General features: G+C 59.7%; 28 protein-coding genes and 1 tRNA gene. 14 read left to right on the top strand and 15 right to left on the bottom strand.

What is annotated here, in order from left to right; genetic code table 11:
* Positions 1–56 precede the first annotated feature (56 nt).
* From TRL7639_RS11600 to TRL7639_RS11580, 5 genes are all read left to right on the top strand, one after another.
* On the top strand, positions 57–1,166 hold the full coding sequence (locus TRL7639_RS11600) for an SPOR domain-containing protein (RefSeq protein ID WP_085795815.1): 1,110 nt from the start codon (positions 57–59) through the stop codon (positions 1,164–1,166).
* Positions 1,163–2,170 carry a beta-N-acetylhexosaminidase gene (gene nagZ, locus TRL7639_RS11595; protein ID WP_085795814.1) on the top strand — a complete coding sequence of 336 codons (1,008 nt, stop codon included), beginning with the start codon at positions 1,163–1,165 and terminating at the stop codon, positions 2,168–2,170. The genes TRL7639_RS11600 and nagZ overlap by 4 nt, the downstream gene beginning before the upstream one ends.
* On the top strand, positions 2,160–2,951 hold the full coding sequence (locus tag TRL7639_RS11590; RefSeq protein WP_085795813.1) for a segregation and condensation protein A: 792 nt from the start codon (positions 2,160–2,162) through the stop codon (positions 2,949–2,951). Before nagZ ends, TRL7639_RS11590 begins: the two co-directional genes overlap by 11 nt.
* A 47-nt stretch (positions 2,952–2,998) precedes the next feature.
* Positions 2,999–3,604: an SMC-Scp complex subunit ScpB gene (gene scpB / locus TRL7639_RS11585; protein ID WP_085796395.1), complete on the top strand. Its 606-nt coding sequence runs from the start codon at positions 2,999–3,001 to the stop codon at positions 3,602–3,604.
* Between the two features lie 69 nt (positions 3,605–3,673).
* A complete protein-coding gene (locus tag TRL7639_RS11580) occupies positions 3,674–3,913 on the top strand; it encodes a hypothetical protein (RefSeq protein ID WP_085795812.1) in 240 nt (79 codons plus the stop codon).
* A gap of 9 nt (positions 3,914–3,922) precedes the next feature.
* Here the strand turns inward: TRL7639_RS11580 and TRL7639_RS11575 are convergent, their stop codons facing one another.
* From TRL7639_RS11575 to TRL7639_RS11540, 8 genes are all read right to left on the bottom strand, one after another.
* Positions 3,923–4,999 (bottom strand): 2'-deoxycytidine 5'-triphosphate deaminase, encoded by a 1,077-nt coding sequence (locus tag TRL7639_RS11575; RefSeq protein ID WP_085795811.1) that lies wholly within the window; start codon positions 4,997–4,999, stop codon positions 3,923–3,925.
* Between the two features lie 85 nt (positions 5,000–5,084).
* Positions 5,085–5,161, bottom strand: a tRNA-Pro gene (locus TRL7639_RS11570).
* A 59-nt stretch (positions 5,162–5,220) separates the two neighbouring features.
* Positions 5,221–6,033: a MerR family transcriptional regulator gene (locus TRL7639_RS23345; protein ID WP_085795810.1), complete on the bottom strand. Its 813-nt coding sequence runs from the start codon at positions 6,031–6,033 to the stop codon at positions 5,221–5,223.
* Between the two features lie 18 nt (positions 6,034–6,051).
* On the bottom strand, positions 6,052–6,354 hold the full coding sequence (gene ihfA / locus TRL7639_RS11560; RefSeq protein WP_085796394.1) for an integration host factor subunit alpha: 303 nt from the start codon (positions 6,352–6,354) through the stop codon (positions 6,052–6,054).
* 122 nt (positions 6,355–6,476) lie between these two features.
* Positions 6,477–7,448 carry a beta-ketoacyl-ACP synthase III gene (locus TRL7639_RS11555; RefSeq protein ID WP_085795809.1) on the bottom strand — a complete coding sequence of 324 codons (972 nt, stop codon included), beginning with the start codon at positions 7,446–7,448 and terminating at the stop codon, positions 6,477–6,479.
* 6 nt (positions 7,449–7,454) lie between these two features.
* Entirely contained in the window at positions 7,455–8,570 is a 1,116-nt protein-coding gene (plsX, locus tag TRL7639_RS11550; protein WP_085795808.1) for a phosphate acyltransferase PlsX, read from the bottom strand.
* A 27-nt stretch (positions 8,571–8,597) separates the two neighbouring features.
* Positions 8,598–8,804 carry a 50S ribosomal protein L32 gene (rpmF, locus tag TRL7639_RS11545; protein WP_085795807.1) on the bottom strand — a complete coding sequence of 69 codons (207 nt, stop codon included), beginning with the start codon at positions 8,802–8,804 and terminating at the stop codon, positions 8,598–8,600.
* Between the two features lie 203 nt (positions 8,805–9,007).
* Positions 9,008–9,544: a YceD family protein gene (locus TRL7639_RS11540; protein WP_085795806.1), complete on the bottom strand. Its 537-nt coding sequence runs from the start codon at positions 9,542–9,544 to the stop codon at positions 9,008–9,010.
* An 84-nt stretch (positions 9,545–9,628) separates the two neighbouring features.
* On the opposite strand from TRL7639_RS11540, the gene TRL7639_RS11535 reads away from it, so the two are divergent.
* The 5 genes from TRL7639_RS11535 to TRL7639_RS11515 all read left to right on the top strand — a co-directional run bounded on the left by TRL7639_RS11535 (position 9,629) and on the right by TRL7639_RS11515 (position 13,742).
* Positions 9,629–10,099: an outer membrane protein assembly factor BamE gene (locus TRL7639_RS11535; RefSeq protein WP_085795805.1), complete on the top strand. Its 471-nt coding sequence runs from the start codon at positions 9,629–9,631 to the stop codon at positions 10,097–10,099.
* Between the two features lie 106 nt (positions 10,100–10,205).
* Positions 10,206–10,934, top strand: coding sequence for a GNAT family N-acetyltransferase (locus tag TRL7639_RS11530; RefSeq protein ID WP_370808808.1), 729 nt, complete (start codon positions 10,206–10,208; stop codon positions 10,932–10,934).
* A 40-nt stretch (positions 10,935–10,974) separates the two neighbouring features.
* A complete protein-coding gene (locus tag TRL7639_RS11525; RefSeq protein ID WP_085795803.1) occupies positions 10,975–12,780 on the top strand; it encodes an ABC-F family ATP-binding cassette domain-containing protein in 1,806 nt (601 codons plus the stop codon).
* On the top strand, positions 12,777–13,202 hold the full coding sequence (locus TRL7639_RS11520; protein WP_085795802.1) for a GNAT family N-acetyltransferase: 426 nt from the start codon (positions 12,777–12,779) through the stop codon (positions 13,200–13,202). The genes TRL7639_RS11525 and TRL7639_RS11520 overlap by 4 nt, the downstream gene beginning before the upstream one ends.
* Positions 13,203–13,742 carry a chloramphenicol phosphotransferase CPT family protein gene (locus TRL7639_RS11515; protein WP_085795801.1) on the top strand — a complete coding sequence of 180 codons (540 nt, stop codon included), beginning with the start codon at positions 13,203–13,205 and terminating at the stop codon, positions 13,740–13,742.
* 2 nt (positions 13,743–13,744) lie between these two features.
* On the opposite strand, the gene TRL7639_RS11510 is transcribed toward TRL7639_RS11515, so the two are convergent.
* Both TRL7639_RS11510 and TRL7639_RS11505 read right to left on the bottom strand, forming a co-directional pair.
* Positions 13,745–14,500 carry a 3-hydroxyacyl-CoA dehydrogenase gene (locus tag TRL7639_RS11510; RefSeq protein ID WP_085795800.1) on the bottom strand — a complete coding sequence of 252 codons (756 nt, stop codon included), beginning with the start codon at positions 14,498–14,500 and terminating at the stop codon, positions 13,745–13,747.
* A 53-nt stretch (positions 14,501–14,553) separates the two neighbouring features.
* Positions 14,554–15,420 carry a GNAT family N-acetyltransferase gene (locus TRL7639_RS11505; RefSeq protein WP_085795799.1) on the bottom strand — a complete coding sequence of 289 codons (867 nt, stop codon included), beginning with the start codon at positions 15,418–15,420 and terminating at the stop codon, positions 14,554–14,556.
* A gap of 47 nt (positions 15,421–15,467) precedes the next feature.
* Here TRL7639_RS11505 and TRL7639_RS23460 point away from each other — a divergent pair, with 47 nt between their 5' ends.
* Complete coding sequence (locus tag TRL7639_RS23460; protein ID WP_268875836.1) at positions 15,468–15,596, top strand: hypothetical protein; 129 nt, start codon at positions 15,468–15,470, stop codon at positions 15,594–15,596.
* Between the two features lie 98 nt (positions 15,597–15,694).
* Here the strand turns inward: TRL7639_RS23460 and tyrS are convergent, their stop codons facing one another.
* The gene (gene tyrS, locus TRL7639_RS11500; RefSeq protein ID WP_085795798.1) at positions 15,695–16,942 is read right to left on the bottom strand and encodes a tyrosine--tRNA ligase; all 1,248 of its coding nucleotides are present in this window, start codon (positions 16,940–16,942) and stop codon (positions 15,695–15,697) included.
* Between the two features lie 107 nt (positions 16,943–17,049).
* Between tyrS and TRL7639_RS11495 the strand changes: the two genes are divergently transcribed.
* Positions 17,050–18,153 (top strand): anhydro-N-acetylmuramic acid kinase, encoded by a 1,104-nt coding sequence (locus TRL7639_RS11495; protein ID WP_085795797.1) that lies wholly within the window; start codon positions 17,050–17,052, stop codon positions 18,151–18,153.
* A gap of 75 nt (positions 18,154–18,228) precedes the next feature.
* Here the strand turns inward: TRL7639_RS11495 and TRL7639_RS11490 are convergent, their stop codons facing one another.
* Together TRL7639_RS11490 and TRL7639_RS11485 are read right to left on the bottom strand one after the other, a co-directional pair.
* Positions 18,229–19,119, bottom strand: a complete 891-nt coding sequence (locus TRL7639_RS11490; RefSeq protein WP_085795796.1) for a fatty acid desaturase — start codon at positions 19,117–19,119, stop codon at positions 18,229–18,231.
* Positions 19,120–19,159: 40 nt separating this feature from the next.
* Positions 19,160–19,579 carry a cupin domain-containing protein gene (locus TRL7639_RS11485; protein WP_085795795.1) on the bottom strand — a complete coding sequence of 140 codons (420 nt, stop codon included), beginning with the start codon at positions 19,577–19,579 and terminating at the stop codon, positions 19,160–19,162.
* Positions 19,580–19,670: 91 nt separating this feature from the next.
* Here TRL7639_RS11485 and TRL7639_RS11480 point away from each other — a divergent pair, with 91 nt between their 5' ends.
* Positions 19,671–21,089, top strand: coding sequence for a protein adenylyltransferase SelO (locus TRL7639_RS11480; RefSeq protein ID WP_085796393.1), 1,419 nt, complete (start codon positions 19,671–19,673; stop codon positions 21,087–21,089).
* 100 nt (positions 21,090–21,189) lie between these two features.
* On the opposite strand, the gene TRL7639_RS11475 is transcribed toward TRL7639_RS11480, so the two are convergent.
* The gene (locus TRL7639_RS11475; protein ID WP_085795794.1) at positions 21,190–22,065 is read right to left on the bottom strand and encodes a DMT family transporter; all 876 of its coding nucleotides are present in this window, start codon (positions 22,063–22,065) and stop codon (positions 21,190–21,192) included.
* 136 nt (positions 22,066–22,201) lie between these two features.
* On the opposite strand from TRL7639_RS11475, the gene TRL7639_RS11470 reads away from it, so the two are divergent.
* On the top strand, positions 22,202–22,888 hold the full coding sequence (locus TRL7639_RS11470; protein WP_085796392.1) for an endonuclease/exonuclease/phosphatase family protein: 687 nt from the start codon (positions 22,202–22,204) through the stop codon (positions 22,886–22,888).
* Positions 22,889–23,384: 496 nt separating this feature from the next.
* Here the strand turns inward: TRL7639_RS11470 and TRL7639_RS11460 are convergent, their stop codons facing one another.
* Positions 23,385–25,154, bottom strand: coding sequence for a Hint domain-containing protein (locus TRL7639_RS11460; RefSeq protein WP_085795792.1), 1,770 nt, complete (start codon positions 25,152–25,154; stop codon positions 23,385–23,387).
* Between the last annotated feature and the right edge of the window lie 171 nt (positions 25,155–25,325).

Below are 25,325 nucleotides of genomic sequence, written 5' to 3'. Positions count from 1 at the left end.
ACGACAAGAGAACCTGAGCACGGCAACGTCCGTGCAATCGGGGCAGTGAGGCGGACATGGCTAGTTTTGATTATTCGGGGCAGGTGCCCCCGCAACAGGTGAATTACACCTATCAGATGCCCCAATTGGAGGCGTCGGAATATGTTGAGGACACCTATCCCGAACCCGAGGGTGAATCAGGGAAATTCGGCCAGATCGCCGCGTTGATGGGGGCGGTCGCCTCTGTGGCGTTGGTGGTCGGCGTGGGCATCTGGGGGTACAAACTGGTCAGCCGCGATGTCAGCGGCGTGCCGGTTGTACGCGCCATCGAAGGGCCGATGCGGGTGCAACCTGCCAACCCAGGCGGGACACCTGCCGATCATCAGGGCCTGGCGGTCAACACAGTTGCGGCGCAAGGTACGGCTGCCCCGCCGCCCGACCGTCTGGTTCTGGCGCCAAAGCCTGTATCGCTTAGCGAAGACGACGCCCCGATGGGCGATCTGGAGCCGACGCCGGTGTCGCTGCAAACTTCGGATCAACCCGTGTCCTTGTCTGACGAGGCTGTGACATCGTTTCAAAATGGCGCTGTGGATGCCTTGGTGGCAGAGCTGACCCAGGGGGTCGAGCCACTGATCCAAGACAGTGATCAAGACGCGGCAGAGACAACTCAACTGGCCTCAATAGTACAACCCAGCCCTGTTTCTCTGACTGATGTGATCGAAGAAGAAGTGGCCATCGATCCCGCCGATCTGGCCGCGCTGCAACCCGATCCGGCGGTCTTGAATGCACCCGGTGTACGGCAATCCCTGCGCCCGCAGGTGCGTCCGGCGCGGGCGGTACCGTCCAGCGCGGCAGAAACCGCCACGCTGAATGCAGCCATCAATGCCGCCGTGGAAACCGCCGCCGGTCTGGACGTCGACCCCGAAGGCTTGCCGGTTGGCACGCGCCTGGCCCAGCTTGGCGCCTATGACACACCCGAGGTCGCGCGTGCGGAATGGGACCGTTTGAACAGCCGGTTCGGCGACTACATGGATGGCAAAAAGCGGGTGATACAAAAGGCCAGCAGCGGGGGGCGCACTTTCTATCGTCTGCGCGCCATGGGCTTTGATGACCTAAGCGATGCGCGCCGGTTTTGTTCGGCCCTGGTGGCCGAACGCGCCGACTGTATCCCGGTCACCACTCGATGAGGTTTGGCGCTTCGATCCTTGGGGCCGAAGGGCTGCGGCTGACGGCTGAGGAAAAAGCGCTCTATCGCGCGGTAAAGCCTTTTGGGTTCATCCTGTTTGCCCGCAACATTGACAGCGCCGATCAGATCCGCGCGCTATGTACCGAGTTTCGCGACACGGTGGGCTACAATTGCCCGATCACCATCGACCAAGAGGGCGGGCGGGTGCAGCGCCTCCGCCCACCGCTGGCGCGGCAGTGGCTGCCGCCGCTGGATCATGCACAGATTGCCGGGGGCAACGCTGCGCGGGCCATGTATCTGCGGTATCGGCTGATCGCGCATGAGCTTTTGTCTATGGGCATCGACAGCAATTGCGCGCCGATGGTCGACATCGCGTTCGACGAAACCCACGAATTCCTGCGCAATCGCTGCTATGGCCAAACGGCAGCCGAGGTATCGCCCCTGGGCCGGGCCGTGGCAGATGCGCATCTGGATGGGGGCGTGTTGCCCATCATAAAGCACATCCCTGGACACGGCCGCGCGACGCTCGACAGCCACTATGACCTGCCGCATGTCGATCAGGACCCCGAAGAGTTGTTCGATACCGATTTCGAGCCGTTTCGCGCGCTAAATGATCTGCCTTTGGGAATGACGGCGCATTTGGTCTATGACCGCATCGATCCGCAACCAGCGACCGTATCGCCGCGCATGATGCAGTTGATCCGCGAAGACATTGGCTTTGACGGGCTGATCATGACCGACGACATCTCGATGCAGGCGCTAGAGGGGACGCTGGCCGAGCGCTCGCGCGCCTCGATTGCTGCCGGTTGCGATGTGGTTCTGCATTGCAATGGCCCGCTATCAGATCGCGCCGAGGCAGCAGAGGCCGCCGGTGAGATGACGGATACCGCGCAAATCCGCGCTGACCGCGCCCTGGCGGCGCGTCACGAGCCCGATGAGCTTGACATAGGGGCCGCCGAGGCGGAACTATCTCAGCTCATGAACGGGCAGGTGTATGACGGATAACCTTTTCACCGAAGATCAGACATCGGTGGCCGAACGGCTTGCAGCCGAGGCGCTGATCGTCGACGTGGACGGGTTCGAGGGACCGCTGGATGTGCTGTTGACCCTGTCGCGCACTCAAAAGGTGGATCTGCGCAAAATCTCGGTTTTGGAACTGGCGCGGCAATATCTGGCCTTTGTCGAAAAGGCTAAGGAACTGCGGATCGAACTGGCCGCAGACTATCTGGTGATGGCGGCCTGGCTGGCTTTTCTGAAATCGCGTCTGCTGCTGCCGCCGGACCCTTCGGAAGAGGGGCCAACGGGCGAAGAGCTGGCCGCGCATCTGGCCTTCCAACTGGAACGCCTGCAAGCCATGCGTGATTCTGCCGCCCGGCTAATGGCACGGGATCGGTTGGGGCGCGATTTTTTTGCGCGCGGGCAGGGCGAGGATGTGACCCGCATCCGGACCGTGACCTATTCCGCAACCCTGCTGGATTTGATGCAGGGCTATGCCCGGATCCGCACCCGCGATGAATTCCGCCCCTTTGTGATGGACCGGGATTCGGTCTTTACCATGGAACAGGCGCTGGACCGGATGCGGGGCCTGATAGGCTTTGCGGGCAGTTGGACCGATATGGTCAGCTATCTGCCCGATGGCTGGGGCGCGGACCCTATGCGGCGGCGATCAGCGACTGCGGCGACCTTTGCCGCCTCGCTTGAGCTGGTCAAAGAGGGGCATTTGGAAATCAAACAGTCCGATACATTTGCCCCGATCCATCTTCGCAAAAGGAAAGATGACGCGTGACGGACAAAACAGAAGACGCAATCGACAGCCTGTTCGAGGCGCCGCCCATGGCCGAACAGGAACGTATGGTCGAAGCGGTGCTGTTTGCCAGCGCCGAGCCCGTAACCGTGCGCGATCTTGAGCACCGCATGCCGCATGGCTGTGATGCGGGCCAGGCTCTGGAACATCTTCGCAGCCGGTATGAGGGACGCGGCGTGCGCGTTGTCCGTGTCGGCGAGGCCTGGGCCATGCGCACGGCTCCGGATCTGGGTTTTTTGATGCAAAAGGAAACAGTTGAGACCCGCAAGCTGAGCAGGGCCGCGATCGAGACCTTGGCAATCATCGCCTATCATCAACCCTGTACACGGGCTGAAATCGAAGAGATCCGCGGCGTGTCGGTGTCGCGTGGTACTATCGACCAGTTGATTGAAATGGAATGGGTTCGGTTGGGGCGCCGGAGAATGACGCCGGGCCGACCGGTGACCTTTGTGGTCACGCCAGTGTTCCTGGACCATTTTGGATTGGAAAGCGCGCGCGATTTGCCGGGTCTCAAGGAGCTGCGTGCCGCTGGATTGTTGGAAAACCGCCCACCACCGGGGTCAATGCCTCTGGGGGATGACCGCCGCGAGGAAGACGGAGATGACGGCCAGCCCGAGCTCTTTGAAGAAGAGTGACCTATGGGCCGTGGAAAACGGGTGGAAATCGTGTAAACTGCGCGCGAGCAGACACCAAAGGCAAAAGCCATGAACACGAACCAGATTATCAACATGATCATGCGGACGGTGATGCGTCGCTTGATCAATACCGGGGTGAATGCCGGGTTTGATGCCGCGTCCAAGATCGGCCGCCCCAAGCCCCCGAAGCCGCCCAAATCCGCCAACCCCAAGGTCGAGACTGAACCCACGCCCGAGCAGATTGAACGCGAACGCATTCGCGCCATCCGTCAAGCGCGGCGCGCAGCGCGTCAGAACAATCAATCCTAGCAGATCGTATCAGGCGCTTTTGAAGTGTTTGGACAGCTTCAGGCCCTGTCCCTGATAGTTCGATGCAATGCCTGATCCGTAAAGCTGGGTGGGCAGCTCCGACATCTTCTCGTAAACTAACCGTCCGACCACTTGGCCATGTTCCAGAACAAATGGTGCCTCGTGACAGCGGACTTCAAGCACGCCGCGTGAGCCGGTGCCGCCTGCTGCGGCATGGCCGAACCCCGGATCGAAGAAGCCTGCATAGTGCACCCGGAATTCCCCGACCATCGCCAGATAAGGCGCCATTTCAGCGGCGTATTGGGGTGGAATGTGCACGGCCTCGCGGCTGACCAGAATGTAAAAGGCGCCAGGGTCCAAGATGATGCGCCCGTCCGAACTGCGAACCTCTTCCCAGTACTCTGCCGGGTCGTATTGCCCGATCCGGTCCAGGTCGATGACACCGGTATGGGGTTTGGCACGATAGCCCACCAAATCGGTGTCTTTTAGGCGCAAATCGACTGAAAAGCCCAAGCCGTCCTGAATCACAGCGTCGCCATCCACCAGCGGCGTTTGCGCGTGCAGCGCGGTCAATTCATCGTCTGACAGAACTGCCTGGCCCTGCCGGAATCTGATCTGGTTAAGCCGCATGCCCGGCCGAACCAGAACCGAGAATGAGCGGGGGCAGATTTCGGCATAGAGCGGCCCTGTGTAGCCTGCTGGCACGCGGTCGAATTCGGTCCCGCCGTCGGTGATTGTCCGCGTCAGCAGATCGAGCCGCCCGGTGGAGCTTTTGGCGTTGGCAACGGCACTCATGTCGTCGGGCAAGTTCAATGACTCGAGCAGAGGGACCAAATAGACGCAGCCCTTCTCCAGAACCGCGCCCTGGCGAAGGTCGATGCGGTGCATCTCGAACTCGCTTAGCCGTTCGGCGACGGTGTTTCCGTCGCCAGCCAGGAACGAGGCACGCACGCGGTAAGCCACTGTGCCCAAACGCAGATCCAGGCTTGCAGGTTGGATTTGTTCAGGCAGAACGCCAACCTCGGCCCCGATGGCGCCATTGGCGATCATGGTCTCGATTTGCTGATTTGGACACACGCCTGTCATCCAGCCTCTCCCCCTTGGCAGAGGCCCCGGCACCCGGTCCGGCTCCCCATTCGGGGTCGCCTCAGATTGTATCGTCGGTGTGATTTGGTCGGGCTAGCAGGACTCGAACCTGCGACCTTCCGTCCCCCAGACGGACGCGCTACCAGGCTGCGCCATAGCCCGACGATGTGGGCTTCATAACGGTTTTCACGGCAGGGGCAAGAGGAAATCATTGCCTTTTTTCATCCAGCCGAAATTGCCTCTTGTTGCTCGACCCAAGCACGCAACTCGACCGCTACATGTTTCACGCCACCCAGCTGATTGGGCGTCAATGTTTCAAGGGCCGTCAGCCTGGACAGCAGACCAGCGTCCGCTTCGATCTGGTCGTCAGCAGGTACGTCAGCGACGGTGACAAGGATCGGCTTGAGCGGTGCGTCGACTGTATCAACCTCACCCATTACAGCCTCTACAGAGTCGCCTTCAGTTGATTCTGCAGCGGCGGGAGAGGTGACTTTCTCTTCAATGACCTCGGCGGCCTCTTCGGTCGGTTCGATTTCCAGGGACGCTTGCTGCGGTTCGGCTTCAGCCGGCAATTCGGTTTTGATTCTCGACGGTTTGGTCAGGAACGACGGCAGCTCTTGAACAGGTGCTTCTTCCGAAGCGTCCGGTTCTGGCAGGTCCAAGCCAATCTGCCCGTCGTCTGCGTCATCCCCGACAGGGTGAGCATGCAGATGAACAACCGTGTCGTCTGCTTCTACCGGGGCAGCGGCAGCGGTTTCATCCAAACCCTGCGACAGCTCAGAGACATGCGAGACGCCTTGTTCGCGCAGGATCTTCTGAACGCCTTTGATGGTCAGCCCGTCATCGTGCAAAAGACGCTTGATACCGCCAAGTAACAACATGTCTGCCGGGCGATAATACCTGCGGCCACCTGCGCGCTTAACCGGTTTGACTTGGGTGAACTTGCTTTCCCAGAATCGCAACACATGGGCCTGTATCCCCAGCCAATCCGCAACTTCGCTGATGGTGCGAAAGGCGTCAGGTGATTTGCTCATGTGTTCTAATTCCTAAAGCTATTTTCGGTTTCCAGCCGCGACCCGGTCTTTCATCAAATGCGAAGGCCGAAAGGTCAGAACGCGGCGGGGTTGAATTGGCACTTCCTCGCCCGTTTTCGGGTTCCGGCCGATGCGGGCCGATTTATCCCGCACGCTAAATGTGCCGAATGAAGAAATCTTTACCTGTTCACCACGAACCAGAGCATCCGACATATGTTCAAGCATGCTTTCCACCAGCTGCGCGCTTTCGTTGCGCGACAAGCCAACCTCGCGGAAAACCGCTTCGCTCAGATCCATGCGTGTAAGTGTTTTTTCGCCCATACCGTCCCCCATGTTCTTGGCAGAGCATAGGGGGTCGGGAATTTCCCTGTCAATATCAATGAATTGCGTTAGGGACTTTGCGCCGGATCGCGCCAAGGTGCCGCAGGGTCAATTGTGGTGGATCACCAGCGCAGGACCACCGCACCCCAGGCCAGACCGCCGCCAATGGCTTCGGTGACAACCAAGTCGCCTTGTTTGATCTGACCGCGCGCCTTGCCCACAGACAAAGCCAGTGGGATCGAGGCCGCAGAGGTGTTGCCGTGGTCCTGAACAGTGACAACGACCTTATCCATGGGCAGGCCCATTTTCTTGGCGGTGCCTTGGATGATACGGATGTTGGCCTGATGTGGCACGATCCAATCTACATCCGCGCTGCCAAGGCCAGCTTTATCCAGAGCCGATTCGGCGGTTTTTGCCAGTTTTTCAACGGCATGGCGGAAAACTTGGTTGCCCTGCATGCGCAGATGGCCGGTCGTATGGGTCGATACGCCGCCATCAACATAGAGCAGATCCTTGTAGCGACCGTCAGAATTCAGATCGACCGACAGAATGCCACGATCCTGGGCGGTGCCTGCGCCGTCCTGCTTTTCCAGCACCAGTGCCCCGGCACCATCGCCAAACAGCACACAGGTCGAACGATCCGTCCAGTCCATGATACGCGAGAAGGTTTCGGCGCCGATCACCAGCACGCGATCCGCCTGGCCCGAGACGATCAGCGCGTTTGCATTGCTGAGCGCATAGACGAAGCCTGCGCAAACGGCCTGCACATCAAACGCAAAGCCGCGGGTCATTCCCAGAGCCGACTGGACCATGGTCGCGGCAGATGGAAAGGTCAGGTCGGCGGTTGATGTGGCCACCACAATGGCGTCGATGTCGTCGGGGTCCAGTCCTGCGTCGGCCAGAGCGGCGCGTGCTGCATTGGCAGCCAGTTGCGAGGTGGTCTCACCCTCGGCTGCAAAATGGCGCCGCTCGATGCCCGAGCGGGCGCGAATCCATTCATCGGACGTATCAAGCGTCGCTTCGAACTCGGAATTGGGAACGATGCGTTCAGGCAGATAGTGCCCGACACCTGTGACGACTGCGCGGCCTGTCATGGGTTGTTATTGCCCTTCTTGTCCTTCTGCGTCTTTTGACGCTGGGTGAGCCTCATCTTGGGTAAGCTCGACGGTGGATGCAACCCGTGCAGCCAGTTTTTCGGCAAAACCCGATTGTGCCAGCGTGAACGCCAGCTTGACGGCTGACGAGACGCCTGTTGCGTCCGCGCCGCCGTGGGATTTCACCACAGTGCCGTTCAGGCCCAGGAAAACCCCGCCATTGACCCGGCGGGGGTCAATCCGCTTTTTCAAGCGGTTAAGTGATGTGATGGCCAGAACCGAGGCCAGCCGAGATAGCGGTGAGTACTTGAACGCCTCGCGCAACAACTGGCCAATCAGGCTGGCGGTGCCTTCGCCGGTCTTGATCGCGACGTTGCCGGTGAAGCCGTCCGTCACGATAACGTCAGCCTTGGTGCCGGGAATGTCGCTGCCCTCGACAAAACCCACAAATTCGAAATTCGCGGCGTCGGCAAAGTTCGAAATCAACGCATGCGCCTCTTTCAGCTCGGGGCGCCCTTTGTGTTCTTCGGTGCCTACGTTCAGCAGGCCGATGCGCGGGCGTTTCAGTTCAAGGCCGTTGCGAGCGTAGGAGGCACCCATCAGCGCGTACTGAAGCAAGTCCTGCGCATCGGCGCGAATATCGGCACCAACGTCCAGCATCACGTTGAACCCTTGTGGGTTCAAGGATGGCCACAGAACCGCAATTGCGGGGCGGTTGACGCCTGGCAATTTGCGCAGGCGCATCATGCTGAGCGCCATCAAGGCCCCGGTGTTGCCACAAGACACAGCGCCGGCGGCCTCGCCCTTGCGCACTGATTCCAGCGCCGACCACATCGAGGTGCCTTTGCCCTTGCGCACAACTTGGCTGGGCTTGTCCTCCATCGTGACAACGTCCTGGGAATCGCGAAAAGCGACGCGTCCGTCCAGGATGCGTCGCTTGGCGACCAATGGGCGCAATGTGTCCTCGGGGCCGTGCAGGATGAACCCGATGTCCGGGTTCTTGTCTGCTGACTGTGCAATACCTGCCACCACGACCGACGCACCGGCGTCTCCGCCCATTGCGTCAACCGAGATAATGATGCGCCCGGCGGGAGTGCCGATCTGATCGGGCTGAGCCGTCATTATTGCGTGGCCTGTACCTGCAAGGACTTAGGCTGCGTCGTCTTCCAGATCGATCTCGTCGGCCTGTGCAACGACTTCGCGGTCGTCATAGTGGCCGCACGCTGCGCAGACGTGGTGGGGGCGCTTCAGCTCACCACAGTTGGGGCATTCGTTCGGGTTAGCAGCAACCAGAGCATCGTGCGCACGACGGTTGTTGCGGCGCGACTTGGATACTTTGTTCTGTTGGACAGCCATTGTCTCAACCTTTGCATAAGTGGGCTTGGGACTGCTGTCCGCGGCCGAGTTTCAGTGTTCGTTCTCTTGGTGTGACGCGCGTTTAGGCAAAAGCCGAAGCACTGTCCAACCGTAATTCCGATGAGCGCGCGAAAATACTGCGATTCTCGGTTTGCGCAAGGGGTTTTTCTGCAGGCCTGCTATGACAGCTTTTGCGGGCTCTGTCATTCCTCTTTTTTCAACTGATCGCGCAATTCTGCAAGACCGGCAAAGGGTTTGACATCGTCGTCTGTCATCGCGGTCTTGCCGGGTTCGGTGACATTCAGCTGACCCAGTTCAGCGCCGTCAGCACGAGGGTATTCGGGCAGATTCAATGCCAAGGCTTCGACCATCACGGCAAAGACATCGATTTCCGCGCCCAATTGGTCTGCTTCTTCGTCCTCGGTCATTTCGACCTCGGCCTCTTCGGAATCGATCCATTCAGCCAGCAAGATGCGTCGTACCTGTTTGTCCAAACGTGTCGCCACCGGATCCAGCGTCACCACGCAGGGCTGGACCACGGTTGCGCCCAGATCTGCGCGAATTTCCCAATCTTTCTTGCCACTGGCGGTGATCTGCCCGGCAAAGCTGAGCTTGCGCAGGCCCAACAATCCCAGATCCTCCTGGATCTGGCGCAGGGTGTCCGCATCGGGGCGCAGGGAAAAAGTGGTGGGCGCGTTTTGCGGCAGATCTGCGACCCGCCACACAGTTTTGTCGGACATGAAACGACTTTCGTTGGTTGAACCAGAGGCTCGGTTTCTGTAATCGGGATAAAAGGCGTAATGAGCCAAGGCAAGAGGGCAGACATGTTCAAGACCGCAGACCTGCTGAAACCGGCGTACCGTATTGCAATTTTGGGTGCAACGGTCGCTGTCCTGACCGCCTGTACTTCGATTTACCGCAACCACGGCTATGTACCGTCCGAAGAGGATCTGGCGCAGGTGCAGGTCGGTGTGGACACCCGTGACAGCGTGATCCAAGCGGTTGGCGCTCCCAGTTCTGCAGGCGTTCTTGAAGAGAGCGGATACTATTATGTCTCGACCCGGATGCGCCACTATGGTCCGGCAAAGCCACAAGTGGTGTCGCGCCAGTTGGTCGCCATCAGCTTTGATCAACGTGGCGTGGTGCGCAACATCGAGCGCTTCAGCCTGGCAGATGGCCGCGTGATTCCGCTGGAACGCCGCGTGACGGATTCGAGCATCGAGGACAAGACATTCCTGCGTCAGCTGCTTGGCAACCTGGGCAACTTCAACCCTGGCTCGGTCCTGAACCAGTAACCCCATAGGTCGTCACCACGGTGTCACATCTTGTATGCTAGGCGGGGCTTGGCTACGGTTTTGGCATGATCGTGCGGAGGACGGGATCTTGGCATCTGGGACACTGTTGAGCAGAGGTCGATATCGCGCTCGTATTGGCCAAGGGGCCGATGACATCCTGGCGGCGCAAAAGTTGCGGACAGGGGCCTTTGGAACCGCTTCGCTGGACCGAGATAGATTTGATGACATTTGCGCGCATATCCTGATCGAAGACACCGAGACGGGGCAGTTGATGTGCTGTTTCCGGATGCTCATCATGGACGGTGGGCATGAGGTCACCAGCAGCTATTCGGCGCAGTACTACGATCTTTCTGCGCTTGGTGACTTTCAGGGACGCATGGTCGAGATGGGGCGGTTCTGCATCGATCCATCGCTCAACGATCCAGATATCCTGCGTGTGGCCTGGGGCGCGATGACCACATTTGTCGACGACAACGGGATCGAGATGCTGTTTGGCTGCTCATCCTTTGCGGGCACCGCGACCGAAGAGTATCTGGATGCTTTTGCCATGCTCAAGCATCGGCACCTTGCTCCCAAGCGCTGGCTGCCGCGGGTCAAGGCACCCAATGTGTTCCGCTATGCCGCGCGGCTGCGCCGCAAGCCGGACGCCAAAAAGGCGATGCTCAGGATGCCACCCTTGCTGCGCACCTATCTGATGATGGGCGGCTGGGTTAGCGACCATGCGGTCGTCGACAGTCAGATGAACACGTTGCACGTCTTCACCGGGGTCGAGATTCAGGCGATTCCACCCGCCCGCAAGAAACTGCTGCGCGGTGTGGCGGGCGGCGTTACTTGATCTTGTTGCAACGGACCTTCCGCTGACATAGTCAGCAGTCATGTCGACGATACCTCTTTTGCAGATGTCCGGAATTTCGCTGACCTTCGGCGGCAACCCGGTGTTTTCCGAGCTTGATCTGGTTGTTCAACCAGGCGACCGTGTGGCGCTTGTTGGCCGCAACGGCTCGGGCAAATCCACCCTGATGAAGGTCATGGCCAGCCTTGTCGAACCGGACGAGGGCACCATCGTCGTGCCGCCCGGAAAATCCGTGGGCTACATGGAGCAGGACCCCACGATGGAGGGGTTTGCTACGCTTGGTGACTATGCCACCAGCGCGCTGGAGCCGGGCGAACTCTATAAAGTGGAACGCGCAGGCGAGGGGTTGAAGTTCGATCCGGCACGCGCCGTGGAAACCGCGTCAGGCGGCGAACGCCGCCGGGCGGCCCTGGCCAAGCTGATGGCCGAAGCGCCCGATCTAATGCTGTTGGACGAGCCGACCAACCACCTGGATATCGAGGCGATCGCCTGGCTGGAACGCGAGTTGGGCACGACTCGGGCGGGTTTCGTTCTGATCTCGCACGACCGGGCGTTCTTGCGGGCGCTGACCCGCGCGACACTCTGGATCGACCGGGGACAGGTGCGGCGACAGGAAAAAGGGTTCGAGGCGTTTGAGGCCTGGCGCGATCAGGTCTGGGAAGAAGAAGACATGCAGCGCCACAAGCTGAATCGTCTGATCAAGTCCGAAGCCCGGTGGGCCGTAGAAGGCATCAGCGCCCGCCGCAAGCGCAATCAGGGCCGGGTGCGCGCATTGCAGGCGCTCCGCGCCGAAAAAGCTGGCCAGATCAAGCGGCAAGGTACGGCAGACTTCGCACTGGACGCCGCGCCCAAATCGGGCCGCAAGGTGATCGAGGCGCAAGGGATTGCCAAAAGCTTTGGCGACAAACAGATCGCGCGCGGTTTTGATCTGACCGTGCAGCGCGGCGACCGGGTGGCCTTTGTTGGGCCGAACGGTGTGGGCAAGACCACGCTCTTGAAACTGCTTCTGGGACAGGAGACAGCGGATGAAGGCACGGTCAAGCAGGGCACAAACCTGGAGATTGCCGTCTTCGACCAGACCCGCTCGCAGCTGGACCCCGACATGAGCCTTTGGGACAGCCTGACCGGCGATCCGGACATGCGGGTGTCGGGCAAAGCCGATCAGGTCATGGTGCGGGGCACGCCGAAGCACGTTGTGGGTTACCTCAAGGACTTTCTGTTTGATGAACGACAGGCCCGCGCGCCGGTGCGCTCGCTCTCGGGCGGGGAAAAGGCGCGACTGCTGCTGGCCAAGCTGATGGCGCAAAGCTCGAACCTGTTGGTGCTGGATGAACCGACAAACGATCTGGATGTTGAAACGCTCGACCTGCTGCAAGAGCTGCTCGATGACTATGACGGCACCGTCCTGTTGGTCAGCCACGATCGCGATTTTCTGGACAGGGTGGCCACCACGACCATCGCGATGGAAGGGAACGGCAAGGCGACTGTCTATGCAGGTGGTTGGAGCGACTACATCGCGCAACGTGGGCCGTTGGAGGGCGAAAAGGCTGCAAAACCAAAAGCTAACAAGCCGAAGATCAAGCAAGAGGCTAAGCCGAAATCGGGGTTGTCCTACACCGAAAAACACCGGCTGGAGAAACTGCCGGCCGAGATCGAACGCCTGGAGGCCGAGATTGCCAAGCTCGAAGAGCTGATGGCTGACCCTGAGCTGTTCACTCGCGAACCGGTGAAGTTCCAAAAGGCGACCGAGGCTTTGATGCAGCGCCAGGAAAAGCTCGCCACTGCCGAAGAGGAATGGCTGGAACTGGAAGAAAAGGCCGAAGCATGACGCATCCGATCCGACTGGCCACACAAGACGATGCACGGGCGTGCGCCGCAATCGTGAACGGCTGGATCGACGCAACGCCTTGGATCGAGCGGATTCACAGCGCTCAAGCCATCGAAGACATGATCCACGCAGGCATCCCCTTACGCGAGTTCTGGGTCGTGGGCGATCCGGTCGCGGGCTATCTGTCCTTCAACGTGGAGGAGGGCTGCGTCATGGGCCTCTATACTGCTGCGCCCGGATCGGGCGTTGGCAAGGCGCTGTTGGATCAGGTCAAACAGGGGCGGGACCGCGTGATGCTTTGGTCGCATCTGCCCAACACCGGCGCGCATCGGTTTTATCGGCGCGAAGGGTTCGCGCCGACCGGCGCGCAGCGGGATGGGGACGACGGGTTGGTCGAGATCGAATTCGCCTGGGAGCGGTAAGTGGCTCAGGTCATCCTTTTGAACAGCCCCTCAAGCAGCGGCAAATCCACCTTGGCGCGGGCGTTGCAAGCACAGGCTGATGCGCCGTTCTGGCACATCTCGCTCGATCATCTGCGTGACAGCGGCATCCTGCCAATGGATCGGTTCCGGACCGGTGATCTGGATCGGAAAGCGCATCGGGCCCGCGCGTTCGACGGACTGCATGCAATGGCCTCTGCCGCAGCAGATGCAGGTAACAACCTGATTTTCGAACATCTTCTGGAAGATAGTGCTTGGATCGAAGCGTTAAAGCACTCTCTTGCATCGCATGATGTGCTCTTTGTTGGCGTTTACTGCGATCTGGATGTGCTCAACACGCGTGAGCGCGAGCGGGGCGACCGTCCGATTGGCAGCGCGGCGCTGGATCATGCGTCGGTTCATGTCGGTCGAACCTATGACATCACGGTGGACGGGACGGCACCAATTCAGACGAATGTCGATGCCATCCTGAAGGCCTTGGGCAGTGGGCGGCGCGTGTCCGAGTTTCACACCGCCCGCTGACATCACCGCATCCGCAGTGCGCCGTCCAGGCGGATCACTTCGCCGTTCAGATAACCCATCTCGACCATGAACCCGGCCAGACGCCCGTATTCCGCCGGATCACCCAAACGTGCAGGGTTCGGCACATCGGCGGCCAGCGACGCCTGAATGTCTTCGGGCAGGCCTGCAAGCATCGGCGTCATGAAAATGCCCGGCGCGATGGTGTTCACGCGAATGCCGCTCGAGGCCAGATCACGCGCCATGGGCAGGGTCATCCCCACCACACCCCCCTTGGAGGCGGAATAGGCGGCCTGGCCTTTTTGACCGTCAAAGGCGGCGATCGAGGCGGTGTTGATGATTATGCCACGTGCGCCATCGGGTTCCGGCTCGTTCCGGCCCATTTCCATCGCGGCCAGACGCGAGACGTTGAAGGTGCCCACCAGGTTAATGTCGATGGTGCGCTGGAACGCATCCAATGGGTGCGGGCCATCCTTGCCAACGGTCTTGATGCCATAGGCGATGCCGGCGCAGTTCACGCAGGCGGTGATCTTGCCCATCTTGTCCATGGCATGTGCGATGGCTGCGGCAACGGATGTCTCGTCAGTGACGTCTGTCTCGGCAAAATAGCCGCCGATCTCTTCGGCGACTTTGGGGCCGCGCTCGGCGTCGCGGTCCAGGATGGTGACCAGTGCGCCCTTGCTGGCAAAGTGTCGGGCGGTGGCTTCGCCCAGACCGGACGCGCCGCCAGTTACTACTGCGGCCGTATTGGACAGTTCCATTTTGGGTTCCTCTCCCCGTGATATGAACATTTGTTCAAATAATCACGCGGATGTCAGCCTGTCCAGTCATCACGCATCAGCTTGGCGTCCCACGCGGCGAGGGGACGCAGCGTTTTGCCCAAGGGCGGCCACCAAATCCACGTGCCGCCAAGTTTGCGGGGTTTGGCGCCGGTGCCCAGCTTGAAGCGCGCCAGTCCCGGCGCGTCTTCGGTCGAGATCAGGCCGAGATCCAGCCGCTGCATGTCCTTGCGCGCGGCCCAGGTCATTGCGCACCACAAGAGCAGGTTTTGCGCGGAATGATGACGCCCTCGTGCGGTTGTGTGAGCAATTTGGTAGGTGGCAACCGATCCGTGCCGCAGCAATAAAAGCCCGGCGAGCGGTGTCTTGCCTGCAAAGGCGGTGAACAACTTGGCCTGACCAGGATTGGCTTTTGCGAATGCACAGTTAAGGGGGGCGGGCCAACTGCGATAACGACGCGTTCTCTGCTGTGCCGCGTCTGCTGAAAGCAGCCAATGTGCAGGGTCAATCGGCATGTTCTGCCGCGTCACACGCAGGTTCTGCATTTCGGCGTGTTTCAGACGGTTGCGCCATTTCTGATGCAACTGGGCGCGCAAATCTCCTGTCAAACTCAACTCTGCTGTGGTTGCGGGGCCGATCAGAGGAACCGCGCCGATTTTTTCAATATCGGGATCGCGAAAATCCGGATTCAGAAGGACGGGACGCCGCTGGTTGACCAATATGTCTGGCAAGACACGGGCAGGGGCTTGATACCGAGGAAGCATCAGAAGCGGGCCACGTTGCAAGGCAAGAGTGCCGTCCGAAAGCTTCAACGGTGCGCGACCGGTGTACGCCAGCGCCGAGGCAAATTCCGGGCTTTGTTGCAGGGCGGGATGGGGAGCAGCGGCGGCAAAATCGAACATGAGCCCAGTTAACCCATCCGAAACCTAAATCACGGTTAATGCTGCTCATGAAAACTGTGTATGGAAAGTCGGTGGCCAGCCCCCGAGTGACCAAGGCCGCGGCCTTGTTGCTGGCGACGGCGTTGTCAGGTCCCGTGTTTGTGGTGCTGACGCTTGTAGGTTGGCTCTGGGGTTAGAACTTGGCGCTGGTTCCGATTTCTTGCAAAGAAATCGGTCCGGAAACTTTGAAAGTTTCCGGGCGCGATACGGATAAAGGTGCTTTTCGATCCGAGCGTTAGCTCAGTTGCACCAGCGCGTGGCGTTTTTTGCCTGCGCTCAGTTTGATGGGGGAGGACAAAGCGCCTGCGTCGATCATCAAACCACCATCAGTCAACGGGGCATCATCCAGCTTGGCGCCGTTTTCGGCGATCAAGCGTTTGGCTTCCTTGCCGGATTTGGCCAGACCCGATTTAACAATCAACTGCACGATGGACACTGGCAGATCACCAATCTCTAAGGTCAGCGTTGGAAGATCGTCGCCAACACCTCCATTTTCGAACACTTCGCGGGCTGTGGCTGCTGCCGCAGCTGCCGCATCGGCGCCGTGACACAGTGTGGTCACTTCGTTTGCCAGGATGACTTTGGCATCGTTGATCTCGGATCCGGCCAATGCCCCCAGACGTTCGCATTCGTCCACCGGCATTTCGGTGTAGAGCTTGAGGAACCGGCCCACGTCGGCATCCGTGGTGTTGCGCCAGAACTGCCAGAATTCATACGGGCTACGCATGTCTGCGTTCAGCCAGACCGCGCCGTCTTGTGACTTACCCATCTTCTTGCCGTCGCTGGTCGTCAGCAGCGGAGAAGTCAGGCCAAATACCTCACCCTCGATGGTGCGACGGGTCAGGTCGATGCCGTTTACGATGTTACCCCATTGATCCGAGCCGCCCATCTGCAGCACACAGCCATAGCGACGATGCAGCTCCATGAAGTCATAGGCCTGTAGGATCATGTAGTTGAATTCCAGGAACGACAGCGATTGCTCACGATCCAGGCGGGATTTCACGCTTTCAAACGACAACATCCGGTTGACAGAGAAATGCCGCCCGATGTCGCGCAGGAATTCAAGGTAGTTTAGATCGTCCAGCCATTCCGCATTGTTCAACATCAGGGCCGCGTTTTCGGCGCCGCTGTCATAGTCGATGTAGGCCGAGAACACTTTTTTGATGCCGGCGATATTGTCGTCGATCTGCGCTTCGGTCAGCAGCGGGCGTTCATCCGCCCGGAACGAGGGGTCGCCCACCTTGGTGGTGCCGCCGCCCATCAGCGTAATCGGCTTGTGGCCGGTCTTTTGCAGCCACCGCAGCATCATGATCTGGATGAGCGAGCCCACATGCAACGACTTGGCCGTCGCATCAAAGCCGATATAACCCGGTTGCACACCCTTGATCAGTGCCTCATCAAGGCCCTGATAATCGGTGCAGTCAGCCAAAAAACCGCGCTCGATCATCACAGCGATGAAATCCGATTTGGGATGGTAGGTCATGTCTTGCCTCGGGTTTGTGTTGCGGGGCAGTGTATAGAGCGCAAAGGCACGAGAGGGAAACCATTTTCCGTTTGTTTTTGCGGGGTGGGACAACAAAGGATTAGGCCATGAGCAGGGCCATCAGAGAAGACGGGCCGATCCGGGCCTTGGGGGCGATGTCGGGCACCTCACTCGATGGGGTGGATGCGGCTGTGGTCCAGACCGATGGATCGCGTATCTTCGAGTTCGGGCCAAGCGGTTATCAGGGCTACACCCCTGAACAGCGTGAGGTGTTGAGGGCCGGTCTGGGACAGTGGACCGGTGACGCAGTCGATGCGGCCGCAGAGTTGGTGATACAGGCACATGCTAAGGCTCTGTCTGGGTTCAAAGAGGTCGAGCTTGTGGGCTTTCACGGTCAGACCCTGGCGCATGACCCGCAACGACGCCGAACCTTGCAGGTTGGCAACGGGGCAGAGCTGGCGCAGGCGTTGAACCGCCCGGTGGTCTGGGATTTCCGGTCCGATGATGTTGCAATGGGCGGCGAGGGCGCACCGCTGGCGCCGTTCTTTCACTTTGCCTGTGCCAAATGGATTGGGGCTGAGGCGCCCCTGTGTTTCCTCAACCTTGGCGGGGTGGGCAACCTGACCTATGTCGATCCTTCCTTTGATAAACCGGAACAGTCCGGCGCCTTGCTGGCGTTTGACACCGGCCCGGCGAATGCGCCGATCAACGATCTGGTGCAGGCGCGCCTTGGATTGCCGATGGACAAGGACGGCGCCATTGCTGCGGGCGGCGAAGTTGAAACCGGTGCCTTGGAGCTCTTTCTGGCAGAGCCATACTTTTCAAGAATGCCGCCGAAGTCATTGGACAGGAACGATTTTGCCGAAATGATTGGTTTGGTGGCCGAGCTGGGAGATGCCGACGCCGTGGCCACGCTGACCGGCATGTGCGCCGCTGGTGTGGTTCAGGGGATGGAGCATTGCCCCAAACCTCCCACCCGCGTACTGGTCACTGGCGGTGGCCGTCACAATCCCGTGCTGATGGAGATGCTGCGCGTCTCGCTCGATTGCCCGGTTGAACCGGTCGAGGCCGTGGGTTTGGACGGCGACATGCTCGAGGCGCAGGCCTTTGCCTATCTCGCGGTCCGGGTGACGCGGGGTATGCCGACCTCATGCCCCGGCACCACAGGCGTTGGCGCCTTGGTTGGTGGCGGGATCGTCAGTGTTCCGTAAGTTGGATAGCAGGTCAGGGGGCTCTGCCCCCGTCGCTTTGCGACTCCCCCGCCGTATTTCCAACAAGAAGAAGGGTCAGCGCGTTAGGCTGCGGGCATAGTCTGCAGTGAATTCGGTGTAGCCGTTTGAGGTGGATTTCAGGTGCTCTTGGGTCCAGCGGTGAAAGGCCGGGAGTTGGTGGAACGGCACGTTGGGAAAGCTGTGGTGTTCCGCATGATAGGGCATGTTCCAGGCTAGAAACCGCACAATCCGGTTGGTAAAGGTGGTGCGTGAGTTTTCGAGCATGTTGGCCACGGGCGGGCAGAGCCCGTGTTCCGCGAGCAGATAGAGCCGCAGAACCGGCTGGCCCACGATCAGCGGCAAGAGCCAAGCCCAAATGAGCAGCGGTGACCAGATCAGGCTAAGGGCACCAAGCGCATAGAGGCTCAGCAGAACGCGCGCCTCGCGTTGCATGGCCCCATGCTGGCGCTCCGGCAGGTAGGGGGCGTCCAGTTCTCCCTTTGCGTTGGCGACAAGCGTTTTTGCCATCCCAGTCCAATAGAACCAGCCGCTGAGGTAGACCAGCATATCGGGCCAGTTGCCCGGGCGTGGTTTGCCCGCCAATTCCGGGTCACGCTCGGGGTCGTTGGTCCATTTGTGATGGGCCAGGTGAAAATAGCGGAACCAGACAAAGGGCAGGGCGATCAGCAGACCGACGGCGTGTCCCACGACCTCGTTCAGCCAGCGGCTTTTGAACGGGGTCTGGTGGGTGCATTCATGACTGAGCGTGAAGAGAAACACCAAGAGGATGCCCTGAGGCAGGATCAGCAGTCCCCAGAACGGTATCTGGAGTCCAATGCCAAGCGTGCAAAGCGCGAGGGCAATTCCGTACAGAGTCAAATGTATCAACCCCGCCCGGTTCGAGCGTTTGGTGAGTTTCGCCTTTGTCTCGGGCGGAAGTTTGGCGATCAGAGTGCGGTGGTCCATGAGGCGAGCCTGTCAGCGGGAGGCGCTTTTGGCAAGCAATTCACGCGCGCGGGATGTCAAAGCTCTTGTCCGCCAATTCGAACCCCTCGAATCGGAATCCGGGCGATACGGTGCAACTGACCAGCGTGTAGTCGCCGGTGCTGCGTGCCGCCTGCCAGTGGCCTTCGGGCACGATCAGTTGCGGTGAACCCTGGTTCAAGTCGGGGGTCAGCAGGTGATCCTGCGCCGGGCCGTCATCTGTCGCACTCATCGACAGGATCAGGGGCGCGCCCGCGTGATAAAGCCAGATCTCGGTCGCATCGACCCGGTGCCAATGGCTGCTTTCCCCCGCCTTCAGCAGGAAATAGATGCAGGTGCCGGTGGCGCGGCCTTCATTTTCGGCCACCCAGGTCTGACGGTACCAGCCGCCTTCGGGGTGGGGAGAGAGCTGCAGGTGGTTGATGATCTGCTCTGGGGTCATGGGGGCCTCGGGGCTTGGTTTTTCGGGACTATGCCCGGCCCAATCGGATTGTGCTATGGCAATCGTGTGATCCGCCCTTATGTTGCGGCGCATGACACTGATGATCCCCTTCGACAACTCTTATGCGCGTCTGCCGGGCGTGTTTTATTCCAAACAAGCGCCCGTTCCGGTGCGCGCGCCGAGGCTGGTGGCATTCAATACCGATCTGGCCGCGGTGATGGGCATCACCCCCGGTGAGGTCGAGGAGATGGCACAGGTTTTTGCCGGTAACCAGGTGCCTAAGGGCGCAGACCCGATCGCACAGCTATATGCGGGCCATCAGTTCGGCCACTACAACCCGCAACTTGGCGACGGGCGCGCGGTGTTGCTGGGCGAAACAGTGGGCGTTGATGGGCTGCGGCGCGACCTGCAGCTCAAAGGGTCGGGCCGAACGCCTTATTCACGACAAGGGGACGGGCGTGCCTGGCTAGGGCCGGTGCTGCGCGAATATGTGGTGTCCGAGGCGATGCATGCGCTTGGCATTCCCACGACGCGCGCCTTGGCTGCGGTCGAGACCGGCGAAACAGTTCTGCGCGAGGCGCCTTTGCCCGGTGCGGTTCTGGCACGCGTGGCCTCCAGTCATCTGCGGGTGGGCACGTTTCAAATCTTTGCTGCCCGAGGCGAGATGGGCAGCCTCAAGCAACTCACCGATTATGCCATTGCGCGTCACTACCCCGATGCAGAGGGGCCGATGGACCTATTGCGCGCGGTAAGGGATGCTCAGGTGGCGCTGATTGCCCGGTGGATGGGCGTCGGCTTCATTCACGGGGTGATGAACACCGACAACAGCTCGATTGCCGGGGAAACCATCGACTATGGGCCGTGCGCCTTCATGGACAGTTATCATCCCAACACGGTCTACAGCTCGATCGACCGGATGGGGCGCTATGCCTATTCCAACCAGCCCGATATTGCCGTGTGGAATATGGCGCAGCTGGCGACATCTCTGATCCAGCAGATGCCCGACCGCGCGGCGGCAGTTGAAGAAGCAACCGAAATCGTGCATGCGATGCCGGATCTGCTGCAAGAGGCGTGGCTGGCAAAGTTCCGTTGCAAGTTGGGATTGAACACCGCGCAAAAGGGTGATGATGCGCTGATCGCGGACCTGCTCCAGCGCATGGCGCAGAACCAGGCGGATTTCACCAATACTTTCCGTGTGTTGGGGCGGGCCGAGGGGCGCGATCAATTCCTGGATCCAGCGGCTTATGATACCTGGCTCGCAACCTGGCAGGCGCGGGCCAAGGGCGAGGCGGACCCGCTGGCGTTGATCGCTGCGACCAACCCGGCGTTCATCCCGCGCAATCATCGTGTGGAACAGATGATTCAGGCAGCGGTTGCCGGGGACTATGCGCCGTTCCAAAGGTTGCAGCAGGTCCTGACCACCCCCTATGCAGACCAACCCGATCACGCAGAATTGCAAAGCCCGCCTGCGGAAAATGAGGTTGTCCAGGCCACGTTCTGCGGCACTTGAACCCGGGTCGCAACCGCGCCGAGCCGCAAGGCTTGGCGCCCGGCCCAACGGAGCAAGGGCCCGTCAGGGCATGCCGCGAGGGCGGGAGAGCACCGTTGCCTCAAGACCGATTGATCAGATAGATCCCGGCCGCCACCAGCGCCAAAGCGGCCCAGATCTGCAACCCGATCTCTTCGCCCAGCAACGCCCACCCCAACAGAACCGCAAGAACTGGTGACAGAAAGCTGAACGAGGCGACACCGCTGGCCTGATAGATAGCCAGCAGACGGAACCAGGCCATGAACCCCAATCCCACAACGCCGATGGCCTGAAACGCAAGTCCCGCAATATGAAGGGGCTGTACATCGCGCACCATCTCTCCAAAAAGCGGCGCGGCCAACAACAGCAAGGGCGCCGAGACCACCAACTGACACATCAGCTGCATTTCGGCGCTTGCTTTTGACAGGTCAGTCATCCGAACCACCAGCGCGATTCCGGCCCAGCAGATGGCGCCCAGCAGGGAATACAGATCACCCGCAAGGCTCACCTGTCCGCCATCTCGCTCGGCAAAGGCCACGATGATCCCACCCATAGCCAGCACCAAACCCCAAACCTTGAGGCTGCTCAGTTTCTCTCCAGGCAAAAACACATGGCCTGCCAGAGCGAGCCACACAGGCATGGAATAGAACAGGATTGACGTGCGCGACACGGTCGTCACGTCCAGCGCGGAATAGAGGCAGATGAACTCGACCGTGAACAGCAGCCCCGTCAAAAGCCCGCCCAATAGGGCCGTTCGCGGCAGCTCGATCCGTTTTCGAAAAAACCACATCCATGCCAACAGAAAAGCCAAGGCAATAGCCGAGCGGAGACCAGCCTGAAACACCGGGCCAAAGCCGGTGCCGGTGACCTTGATCACCACTTGGTTGAAGGCAAGTAGCAGGGCAATCCCGATCAGCGCGGCGGCACCAGTGGCGTCTATGGGGCGTTTTTGATCCATATGCCCACAGGATGTGCAATGTGTTGTTATGTCAACAGGTTTCAAGGGGCACAAAAGGGGTGAGACCTTGCGTCCCTTGGACCTATCCAGCAACATCCCCCAGATTGAAGCTCAATTCGATTTTGGACAAACCTCAATGCTTCGACTGGCCAGCTACAATATCCAGAAATGTGTGGGCCTCGACTTTCGTCGCCTGCCACGCCGAATCCTGCAGGTGCTGGATCGGATCGGGGCGCAGATTGTGGTGCTGCAAGAAGCTGACAAGCGCCTGCCGCCACGCCCTGCGGCCCTGCCGCATTTTGTGCTGGACGAGGCCGGGTGGAACATTGTCGACCTCGGCGGCGCAGGTAGTCTGGGCTGGCATGGCAATGCGGTGATCTGGCGAGGTGAGGGGCTGCGTGAGCTGGAGACGGGGCAAATGGCGCTGCCAGGGATGGAGCCCCGCGGGGCCGTCTGGGTCAACTTTGACACGCCCATCGGTCCGCTGCGCGTGGTGGGGGCGCATCTGGGGCTATTATCCCATTCGCGCCAGCAGCAGGTGATGCACATCAGCCGCCATATTCAGAATCTGCCCGAAATGCCTACCGTCTGGGCCGGGGATTTCAACGAATGGTCGCGCCAGCCAGTGCTGGACCACCTGGCACCCAAAATGCGGTTCCTGCCGCCGCTGCCCAGCTTTCCCTCGCCGCAACCGTTGGGACCTCTGGATCGTATCGCGCTAGGTCCCGGCCTGAACGCCAACGGCCACGGCGTGCACTCGGATCGTCCGGCGAATATTGCTTCTGACCATCTGCCGATCTGGGCAGACTTGGTGCAAGCCTAGTGGTCCCCTTTTTCGAACGTGAATTTTGTCTCGTTTAACCTGCGGTACATCAAGTCCCCTGGCGGGCCAGAAACCCTGGCATGGAACGCATCGACTACAACCCGGTGCGGATTGAAATTGTAGCAAGAAAGACCTGCCCGAAAGATCGTGCAAAATTCTCCCTCAGGTCAAAACTGGTTTCCGTATAGCGGAAGGACCAGTCCCCGAAACCCGTGGTCTTCGTCGCAGCGCGGCTCATGCCGTCCACCCCCCTCGTGAGGGCGCTGACGGATTTGGACGCGGAATCCTGATCGTCAGAGAGGCCGCTTGCACGCTGTTGATATGCGTGCACGTGCTTTGTTTATCCTTGTTTTCAGGGCTTCGTGGCGTTGCCAAGCTTGCGGTGCCTCAAGCATTCTTTTCAGGCGTCAGATCTTCTTTCAGGTGATCCGCGCCCAATTCCGCATATCCCATAAGTTTTAGCCAGCAGACGTACACCCGGACGCTTGAAATTGCGTCATGACGTCGAAAACAGTGCGCCTTCATAGTGTTTCAATGACGCGCGGGCAGTTTTGTGATGCGGATAATGGGTGGCAAAAAGCTCGGGAAACAGAGTGGCAATTTCGATGCTGTTTTTGTCATCCTCGGGCCATTCAGCCAAATAGGCGGGATCCAAGCTTTCGCTGGCACATCCATTCGCATAAATGACTTCGTGCCGATCGAGCAAAAGGTGCAGGTAGTGAACCGTGCTCATGTCGGTGTCGCGGCGAACATCTTTGTCGTTGCACAGGTATTTGGCGGCAATCAGAACTTCGGGTTCGCCAAAATAGAGCTCAGCTTTCCATCCCGTCAAAAGCATCTTGTGCTGAGGAGAGACCAAAAGATCGCGGTCATTGTTCAAACTGCCCGCTTTGAACCGGATGGGCGCAAAGGGGCCTTGGGCGGGAACTTCACGCCCGCCAACCCACCGCAAAGGGACCAACCCGTGGTCGCGGGTGACGATTTTGTCGCCAGGTCGCAGGTCCTCGATGGGCACTGGCCCCATGTCCGTCATGATGCGCGTGCCTGCAACAAAGCAGGGAATGGGCGGATCGGGGTCTAGGCTGGTGCCGACGAAAAAGTTGGCGTTTTCGGTTCCAACCGGATCGCCGTTTTCATCCAGAACCTCTTCTTCGCGGACGATGTTGGTGACTTCTCCTTCGGTGAATGTGTCGTTCAAGGAAAAGACCATTTTTCCGGACAAGTCGGATGGGAACGGAGACGGTCCAGACGGCCCGCTGACGTCGTCGTTGGTTGTGAAAAACGTGTCACCCTGTTCAACAGATTGCCCAGGATCGGAATTGCTTGCCCCGCTTTCCTTGATTTTTGAGCCGTCTGCGACCTGGAACTCATAGACATCATCCCCGCGCCGTACGCGGATCGAGACAAAGATCACCTCGTCAAAATCAAACTCGCCATCGGGTCGGATGCTCGAATTCAGGATGTCAATTTCAATGATGTCGGTTGGCAGGAAAGGTTGTTCGGATACCGAGATGTCGGCCGAGACATTCCCGTCGCTTGACGAGATACTGTCAAAAAACGCCACGTTCGCGCCGCTAAAGTAAAGCGTTGTGACGTTCGCCGGGTCGAACACCCGTGGCGACGAGATATTGAAGCCGCCGCCCGGATTCGGGTTGTCATTGTCGAAGTTTCGCCCAGGTCCGGCAACCGCCCAATTCGATGTGTCTGAGATGGCCGCGATTGCGCCGGGGGCGCTGATCGGGTCGGGCAGGGCGTCAAAGCCATCGAAAACCATATAGTCATGGTCGCCATCGATGATGATCGCGCCGTTTTCCTGGCTCAGGCCTGTGTTGTCCAGATTGGGCGTCGCCCGGTCGCCGCCGTCAGCCTCGTTTCCGATCACGCTGATGAAGTTTTCCGGCGTGACGTCATTGCCGACGCGGGTGCCTTGAAAAGCCCACAACATTTCATTGTTGGACGCCAGTTGGCCGCCGCCGCGAATATAGTCGATGCTGCCCGAGACTTCGCCGCTCAGCGATCCGCCCACCGTGACAACAGCGCTGCCGCCGGGTGTCATGTCCAGGGTCAGGATCGTGCCAGCGGGGATCCCTTCGGCGGGAACCGTCCATTCAATCAGCTGTTCCCCGGGCAGGAAACTGGTGCCGTTCCATTCGCTGTCGGTGAAGTAAATCACCTCACCGCCCGCGATATCCGCGGTGGTGGCAAAAGCGACGTCTTCGTTGTCTGCGTCCCAACCGACAAAGATCAGGTCACCGGGGTTCAGCATTGCTGTGTCCTCAGAAACTCGATTTTTTGCTCAGATAGGGGTCTACCGGCTGAATGCCGCGGTTTTTGGGCTCAAATCAGGTCATATTGTCATGACTTGGTCGAGCTTGGCACGGTTTCTGCAGTCTGTCCAACCAGTTGTGCGAAACACTTTGTATTCTGAAAAAGAAAA

The organism is Falsiruegeria litorea R37, assembly GCF_900172225.1.
Classification (GTDB): domain Bacteria; phylum Pseudomonadota; class Alphaproteobacteria; order Rhodobacterales; family Rhodobacteraceae; genus Falsiruegeria; species Falsiruegeria litorea.
Note: the sequence above shows the minus strand (reverse complement) of the source record. Positions and strands in the feature narration are given on the sequence as shown.